This is a genomic window from Bartonella sp. AA2SXKL (assembly GCF_042197205.1).
Taxonomy (GTDB): Bacteria; Pseudomonadota; Alphaproteobacteria; order Rhizobiales; family Rhizobiaceae; genus Bartonella.
In genome coordinates this window covers 276,485-284,536 of sequence record NZ_JBHIRN010000002.1, presented here as the reverse complement: position 1 = coordinate 284,536, position 8,052 = coordinate 276,485, and the positions used below count along the sequence as shown (strand labels likewise).

At 35.9% G+C, this 8,052-nt stretch carries 5 protein-coding genes; 2 read left to right on the top strand and 3 right to left on the bottom strand.

Annotation, left to right across the window (positions count from 1 at the left end):
• The first annotated feature begins 188 nt into the window (after positions 1 to 188).
• On the top strand, positions 189 to 554 hold the full coding sequence (locus ACFINS_RS02610) for a hypothetical protein (RefSeq protein WP_375700857.1): 366 nt from the start codon (positions 189 to 191) through the stop codon (positions 552 to 554).
• 45 nt (positions 555 to 599) lie between these two features.
• Positions 600 to 1,049, top strand: coding sequence for a hypothetical protein (locus ACFINS_RS02605; protein WP_375611689.1), 450 nt, complete (start codon positions 600 to 602; stop codon positions 1,047 to 1,049).
• Between the two features lie 1,302 nt (positions 1,050 to 2,351).
• On the opposite strand, the gene ACFINS_RS02600 is transcribed toward ACFINS_RS02605, so the two are convergent.
• The 3 genes from ACFINS_RS02600 to ACFINS_RS02590 form a co-directional block, all read right to left on the bottom strand.
• A complete protein-coding gene (locus ACFINS_RS02600; RefSeq protein WP_375611688.1) occupies positions 2,352 to 3,125 on the bottom strand; it encodes a DUF4167 domain-containing protein in 774 nt (257 codons plus the stop codon).
• Positions 3,126 to 4,803: 1,678 nt separating this feature from the next.
• Entirely contained in the window at positions 4,804 to 5,247 is a 444-nt protein-coding gene (locus ACFINS_RS02595; protein WP_375705872.1) for a hypothetical protein, read from the bottom strand.
• 2,228 nt (positions 5,248 to 7,475) lie between these two features.
• Entirely contained in the window at positions 7,476 to 7,961 is a 486-nt protein-coding gene (locus ACFINS_RS02590; RefSeq protein WP_375611687.1) for a hypothetical protein, read from the bottom strand.
• Positions 7,962 to 8,052: the final 91 nt, after the last annotated feature.

Below are 8,052 nucleotides of genomic sequence, written 5' to 3'. Positions count from 1 at the left end.
AAACCCATCTCAAAGGGGAAAACCCATCTCAAAGGGGAAAACCCATCTCAAAGGGGAAAACCCATCTCAAAGGGGAAAACCCATCTCAAAGGGGAACTAAAAAACTTTGAAAGCGTTTAACAGTGAAGAAGTCCCTAGGCTGACAAATTGGAGTCCGCTCTGTCAACCTGTCATTTGGAAAATAATTGATGAATCCCCTTGTTTTTATCCTCTTATTAGTTTCATGTACAGATGATTTTAATAGTTGCTATTCGAACAATACAATGGTTAAAATCTATCCCACGGCTCAAGCTTGTGAACAGGCCATGGTCCCGTCCACAAAAAAGTTTGCACTTTATGGACAACAAATTTTTGCTCAATGTATAAACGTACAACCCAGTTTACATCAACAAGAAGTAAACTTGATCTGGTCTGTAACAAACCGTGGAAATTTTCTTCTTAAAAGCCAAAACGTAAAGGACAAGCTGTCTACAGTACACAAAGAAGATATTTTACCAACATCGCTTCCTCTTTTACATTCTTCTTCCACAAACCTCTTGCACAAAAAACTTTAAAAGCATAAACCCATCAGATCTCAAAAAAAATAATCAATGAAAGACATGATGGATAATAAGCGAATGCACCCTTCAAAAGACCATCACACAGAGCAAAATTCTCTGCCTCAAGATCTCCCTTTAGACCCTGCCGTAGAACGAGTGAGAAAAAAACTTATGGGTTTAATGATTATTTCCGTTTTAATAACGCTTTTCCTTATTCTAACCGTACTGTTTTTAATTGTTTATAAAGTGATAAAAACCGGATCAGCGCCAAAACAAACAGAGCTATCTTCCTCTCTCAGCAAAAACCCACACGTTATCCATCATACGCTCTCTCTACCGGAAAAAACACAGATTTTGTCGCAAAGCCTCTCAGAACACAATATTGTACTGAAAGTTTTAACCCCTGATGGACAAACAAAATTTATGATTTACAATTATCATACCGGTGCACTTGTCTCCATTCTTTCTGTTGAAACAACAAAAGAGAGAGCGAAGATAATGCCTCATTAAGAAAACTAACATCAATAAGCGCTGACATAGCATTCTGAAGGTTTAAACATTTTCTGCAAGCCGGCATTATCACACGCTTTACCAACTCGTGGATGTTGCCCACAATCCTTGGCGCTAGAGAGAGTTCATAAGAGCCATTTTTATTCCTTCTTATACAAATTTATCCACACGGGCTCTCCCCGTTTGCAACGTGCAAGCGAATGGTTTTTGTTGATCCAACATGGAACAAATTTGGAAATGAGAGAATTCTAGGGGTTTAGGGGCTCTCACCTAACATTCAAAACAATGAATTATTATTATAAATTAATGTGATAAGTCTTAAATATCCACCACACGGGCGACGGCGCGTTTTTTACTGTATCCCCTCACTTAAATCTTGGAAAAGAAGAAACCTTTCTGTCAACGCATTCCCATTTTAAGAAAATGACATCACTTGGGAAAAGCTAATAAACGTGCAAGAAATACCTCTTCTTGAGTGCAAAAATTCAACATATTAATTTATAGTGATGATTTATTTTGCATGTCAAATGAGAACCTCAAATACTGTAAGATTCTCCCTTTCAAATCTGTTCGTAAAAAACTGAATCAAAATCATTTCCTCACATATCCCAGCAAGGAAATGGATGAATAAAATACCTCTTATGAATGATCAGGTATCAAAAGAAGAACTGTTGCAACATTGAAAATTAAAGCAATAACGCCCAGTTTACATCTTTTATTAAGCAAAGATAACCGATGGATTTCACATGATAGAATTCATGAACACCAGTGCGAAATGGGCATGAATACATTGAATATAAGTGTGAATTAAATAAAACAACGACATTGCGTTCTTCATAAAAGAACTGCCTCTTAAAATACACGGATGTGGTTTTCCCTGTATTCCCTCACTTAAATCTCAGCAAAGAGGCAATCTTTTCTGTCAACAGCCTTCGTTAAGTCTCAATACAGCCCCGTGAAAACTCAAGGAAAGCGCAAGAAGCTTCTTGAGCATATTATAATTTATTATCATGATACCAATAACATCACCACACAAGCGCGCTTACACAGCACCCTTCAGGTTTAAACATTTTCCTCTGCCTCAAGATTGACCACTTGAGCGACGACGCATCTTCCCCTGTATCCCCTTACTTAAATCTCAGCAAAGAGGCAATCTTTTCTGTCAACAGCCTTCGTTAAGTCTCAATACAGCCCCGTGAAAACTCAAGGAAAGCGCAAGAAGCTTCTTGAGCATATTATAATTTATTATCATGATACCAATAACATCACCACACAAGTGCGCTTACACAGCACCCTTCAGGTTTAAACATTTTCCTCTGCCTCAAGATTGACCACTCGGCGACGGCGTGGTTTTCTCTGTATCCCCTCACCTAATCCAGGCAAAGAAGAATCCTCTTTTGTTGCTGTTTTTGTTGCTGTTGATGCATCTCCATTGCTAGAGCTTTCTGCTGTTGTAAGTGAAAGCTCAAGAGATGATTCATCTTGAGTCCGTACAGTACGTCGACGAGGAGAACGACGTATTTTTTTGACAGGTTCAACATTTTTCTCAGAGAGGCAGTGCTCTTGATCTGTTTTTTCATCCGATAGAGCCTCTAAAGCGTTTTCACGCGCATCCCCATTTTGCGCTTTATCATATTGGCCATTGCCATTTTTTTGCGACGACATTTGTAATACATCTGTATCACCCTCGACAGCATCCTTTTTTTCACCATCAAGATTTATTTCACCGCATTCTTGCCCATTGTTTTCATCACGATTTTCGTTTTCATCACCACGATTTTCATCACGCCGAACCGATTGAGACATTTGCCCAGCTGCTGCTAAAATAATACGCAAATAGTGCTCGGCATGTTGTAAATAATTTTCCGACATAACACGATCACCTGCACCTTGTGCATCACGCGCAAGGCTTATGTATTTATCGGCAATTTGCTGAGCATTCCCGCGAATTTTAACATCCGGACCGCTACTTTCATAATTGCGAGACAACGGATTAGGACCGCGACGATTATTATTGTTATTACCATTATTGTTATTATTGCGACCGCGTACCCGTCTATTTTGTTGTGGCCTCATCTTTATCCCTTTTTGGAGTGTTTGTCTTATGTGTGTCTTAATTGACGCTTCCTCATTACATTATCTTTTGATAATGCTGATCATGTTTAACATACGATTATCAAGCTATCCGCGTTTATTTCACTCAAACGAACCCTACTGATATTGATAAAAGCATATATTTTCTTGAAAATCACAAAACAGCAGGGAAATCGTAAATCAAAAATTCCCTTTTTCTCTGTCAAACAGCAGAAACCTAATGATGTTCACGTAAAATGCCAAGTGTTTTTTTTAAAATAAACCATATTTCACTAAAAAAATAATTATCTTGTGGAAAACAAAAAGGAAAACACACATATAACACACCCGACAAAGAAAAAATTCCTGCCAGAGAATAGTAGAAGCTTCCTTTTTTGCTCTAAAACCACCGCTCCTAAAAACGCCGATATTCTCTACCCCCTCGTGCATTTAACTCACAAGCACTTCCATCCCAACGAGTCACTGCGCGAACCTCTTTATTTTATAAATATAGCCTCTCTTCATCGCTAAAGCAACCCCTTGCGAGCGATAATCCACGATCGCCTCACAAAACCTCTTAACTTTTATAGATAGATTAACACGAAGTATTATTCAAGCCCTATAATCACCAAGAGATCAATCTTCTTTCCCAAACAAGTCAATGATACTATCAATTTTTATTTTAACCCATAGAGTTTTTAAGTTAATCACAGTTTTTATTTATAACAAATTGAGCTTAAAAACAAAATATTTAAATACAAAAAAATATCAAATTATGAAAAAAACGACCAATATGTCACACTTTTTTAAAAATCAGCTTCTTCTCAAAAAAATACCCTCCTCAAAGCCTATCAATAAGAATGGCCTAACGTATTTCCTTACTTATCTTTTCTGATAAAGAAAACTAGAATTATAAAACAAGCACATTTTTAAACCCAGCACAGCGCTTTACGCATGAAGAAGCCGTAAATGTTTATAAAAGGAATGTTTTTTACTCATTTTTGTCATGTCTATTGACTTACACCCTCAAAGAATGAAGGTTCTCAAATCACACTGGTCTGTTAACAATGAAAATACTTATAAAATTCATACACTAAATTGATTTGTAATGATAATTCATATTTTTTGTGTTGAGTAAGAAAATTAATACCGTAGGATTTTTCATCCTCAATCTGTTTGCTGTTGAATCAATCTCTTTTTCTTGCATGTTACACGTAGGAAAACCTGCGTGGAGTAAAAACAATAAAAAAGACTAAAAGTGCCTCTTATGAACCCTCTCTAAGGCTAAGGGGCTGTCGAGAGGCACCATTGGGAGCGAGCAAAGTGTGAGATAGTACCGGCTTATTCTTTGTTCAAACCATAAAGATGAACATGCTCTATAAATTTTATACATTCATGATGGTTTTACCATTATACCATTCACCAAAACCATTACGAAATGGATTTCCCACACTCGTTATTTCCCTTTAAAAAGCGCAACAAACCCTCCTGAAACTCCACCCCGCCCCCTTAAATATTTCAAGGAGGCCATCCATACCTTATGTCGCCACACCTTAAATAAGAAGTGCGATATAACAAGATAAATAAATCAAGCTGCTATTGGTCATGAGGCAGATAGTCATTTAAGAGGCTTTTATCTTTTTATCAAAATTCGCATCCTTTTAACGTTCCCTATAAAAACTTAAAAGTAATTGCGCCTTTTGCCTGTTTTATTTTCTCTTTCATTAAGAAAACAGTCTCGTAAGAGAAAATAATTTCCATCCCCAGGACGGATCCTCGTCAAACATTGTTTTTTAGCACTATCAGAAAGCTTATCCCACATTTCACGAATAGCAAAATAGGCCTCACTTTCCAAATTAAGACAATGCTGATAAACCTCTCTTTTCATATCGGGCATAACGGAAGCAGAAATTTCCTTGCAATATACGCGTAGATCAAAAACAGGAATAACCAATTCAACGGGTTCTTGTTGTGTTACTTTTTTATGAGAAGAAAAATAACTAACCACCTTTGCAACAACAAAACACAAAAACACTATACAAAAAAGTATTATGCAAACAAAAGCAATCTTGCGATATAATCTTTTGAAATAAGCCTTTTGTCTTGCTCGGATTCTTTTTTCCATAAAGATTGTACCCTTTAATATCCCAAGAGAAGCTTTTACAGCAAAAAATGATAGAAGTATCTGTGTACACAATACAGGTTATAGCCGCAAACGATCAAGACTCTTATGTCAAAAGACTCTCTTTTTTACCGTATAATTCTTATCGTATATAATTCTTATGAAACACTTTTCTCATGCCCTTTATGAAAAAATAGGGCTGATGATTTTCTCTCACCACTTTTAAAGACGAAGATTCTTCATCCATGCGGATCTATAAACAATTCGTCTTTGTTAAGACATGTCATATTGATTTATAAAGAATATTTATTGTTTTACATGTTGAATGAGAAACCCGAACACCATAGGATTCTCTCATCCGAAGTTTGTTTTCTATTGAAACAATCAAAACCATGTTGCTTACAAGTTACAAGCGGAGCTAGCATGTGGATTAAAAACTGTATAAGAAAGGCATATGCCTCTTATGAATCGTCTTAAGTGTCAAAGACCGTAGCAAAATTGGGAGCTAGAAAATACAATAATGGTGCGGGCTTGCCTCTACATAAGCGTAAAGATGGGAGTGCTCAATGGATTTACCGTTATTCACCACACAAACACTTCATATATAAAATCTTATACGCCTTCTATTACCGCCCCCTCAAAAAGCAGTCGCTAAAACAAGATAAGAGATTATAGATGTAAAACTCCTAACAAAAAAGAATGGACTTTCTAATCGAGATCAACAAACACTGTTAAAGACACATTTGCATTTTTGACCATGCTGGCATGTATGATAATGGCCCTTCAAATGCGCCACCATTTTATGCTTCACCTCATATCATTCTCCGTCAAACAATCACAAAGATTCTTTAACTATTCAACGCCCCCCAACCAAAGCAAAGAAACCAACCCCAGACGCCTGCATTTTTATTTGAATCTTCCCTATTGGGATAAAACACACAAGAATTTAAAGATTTCACTGCAAAATGAAATCACAAAATACAATAATGAGAAAAATATCCAAAGCCATCTCAATAACAAATATATAGCGCCCCTGTTATTAGAAAGTAAAAAAAGCCGCACCATTTAAAGGCGCGGCTTATGAATAGAGATATAACTAAATAAAATACAAAAGAAATCAATAATAAATACTTATACACAAAACGTATAGTATTGCAAGCTTTTTAATTATATTTATAAAAATATCCAAAAAGAGTATAAATAATGATACATTCGTATTGAGGAGAGCTGTTTATAACAATACACTTTCTAAAATAAAAACGTATCAAATAAATCAAAATACTTTGTAGCTTTATCTCAATATAATCCATGAAAAAACACACATGATTTAAGTCCATAATTATAATAAGACCCGTTCTTTTACGCTTGTAAAAGCTGGTTTTTCTTAACTTACATTCACCACTTCAAAAGATGAAGATTCTTCACCCAATCTGATTTATCAACAGCCCAGATTGCAGTGGGGTCCATTTGGCTTTCTCACATGTGATTGATTTAAACTTAAAGCTCAACAAATAAGCCTGCCTTAAATATTTGCCACGCCCTTTAAAAAACACTTTTTGTATCATGGAAGCTCTTACAAAGAGACTTGCCTTATATCATCACACCTGAAAGGACAGTCTTTACAGCATAAACAGGATAAGACAAATCAACAACCGCTTGTACAATCTTGTCTGATAAGAAAACAAGTGAAACGTTAGCCTTCAAGCCTGCTCCAACAGTACAGCATTTCTCTTCTTTATAAGAAAAAACACAACGATACGCATGATTTTTTTATAGGCATTTTTCTGCTTTTGTCCTTTTGGCAATTAACATTTTCTTTTTATGGGATTTTTAACAAATTAAAATTGCGAGGATCTGCACTTTTTCTCTTTTAAAAAAGCGTAAAAACCGCAAATTATTTATAGAGTTAAAATCATCAAACGCTCTATCCAAAAGCTTTTTAAAATGATTGCACGATTTTTTATCTTTTTAAAGCTTCTTTTGCCATGCGTTTCTATTTGGGCATGGCTCCTTGCTCTGTAGGCTTTAAAAACTTACCCTTAGATTTCAATATGCGCCCTACTCTCCCCAACAACGCATGATCAACTTATCCAGCAACAACGCTTCTCTATCAATTTTTACCATTTTTTAACATCTCAAACAGAGTGCAATTCCAATCCCCACCGAAGATATAAATCAGGTTTATCTCATCTATAGCTTCAACCCATACATATTGTTATGATCACTCTTTTCTATTTTTCCTTATCTAACAAAGAAGAAATCTCTCTAGAATGCTCAACACTGATGTTTTGAGTAACACTACTGTGTATTTCTAGCGGCTTATGTGCTGTAAATTTTGAAATAAAAGAGCTGTAGTCTATTTTTGGCGCCTCGTATATTGGAGAAAAAAATATGTCTCCAACGGACGATGATTCTGTTTTAATTTCTGGTGCGCTCACAAAACTGTTTGGTGTCGTTATTCCACCACTCACAACACTATTAATACTGTCTTGCTTCTCTTCTTTCTCATTTTTTTTCTGTTCGACATTGATAAGATCTAGAGCATTTAATTTTTTTTCTAAAGCATCCATGCGCTTTGCAATTTTTGTAATATCTTCATATGCTTTCTTCAACAATGCGTTTAAAGGAGCATGTCCCATTCTTCCGCTAGCATAAAGAACCACACGAATACATTCCGGATCATCAATATCAGAAATAGAAAATGGAAAAAGTGCCATTATATCCCCCTTTTTGATAAGCTAAACGCGTATTAAGGCATTTGCATCTCTTTTTTCGTTGTACGGCTCTTGCATTTCTCAGAAAACCTCA

Coding starts and splice junctions, on each gene's coding strand:
- ACFINS_RS02600 (WP_375611688.1), bottom strand. CDS start 3,125: ATGAGGCCACAACAAAATAGACGGGTACGCGGTCGCAATAATAACAAT.
- ACFINS_RS02595 (WP_375705872.1), bottom strand. CDS start 5,247: ATGGAAAAAAGAATCCGAGCAAGACAAAAGGCTTATTTCAAAAGATTA.
- ACFINS_RS02610 (WP_375700857.1), top strand. CDS start 189: ATGAATCCCCTTGTTTTTATCCTCTTATTAGTTTCATGTACAGATGAT.
- ACFINS_RS02590 (WP_375611687.1), bottom strand. CDS start 7,961: ATGGCACTTTTTCCATTTTCTATTTCTGATATTGATGATCCGGAATGT.
- ACFINS_RS02605 (WP_375611689.1), top strand. CDS start 600: ATGATGGATAATAAGCGAATGCACCCTTCAAAAGACCATCACACAGAG.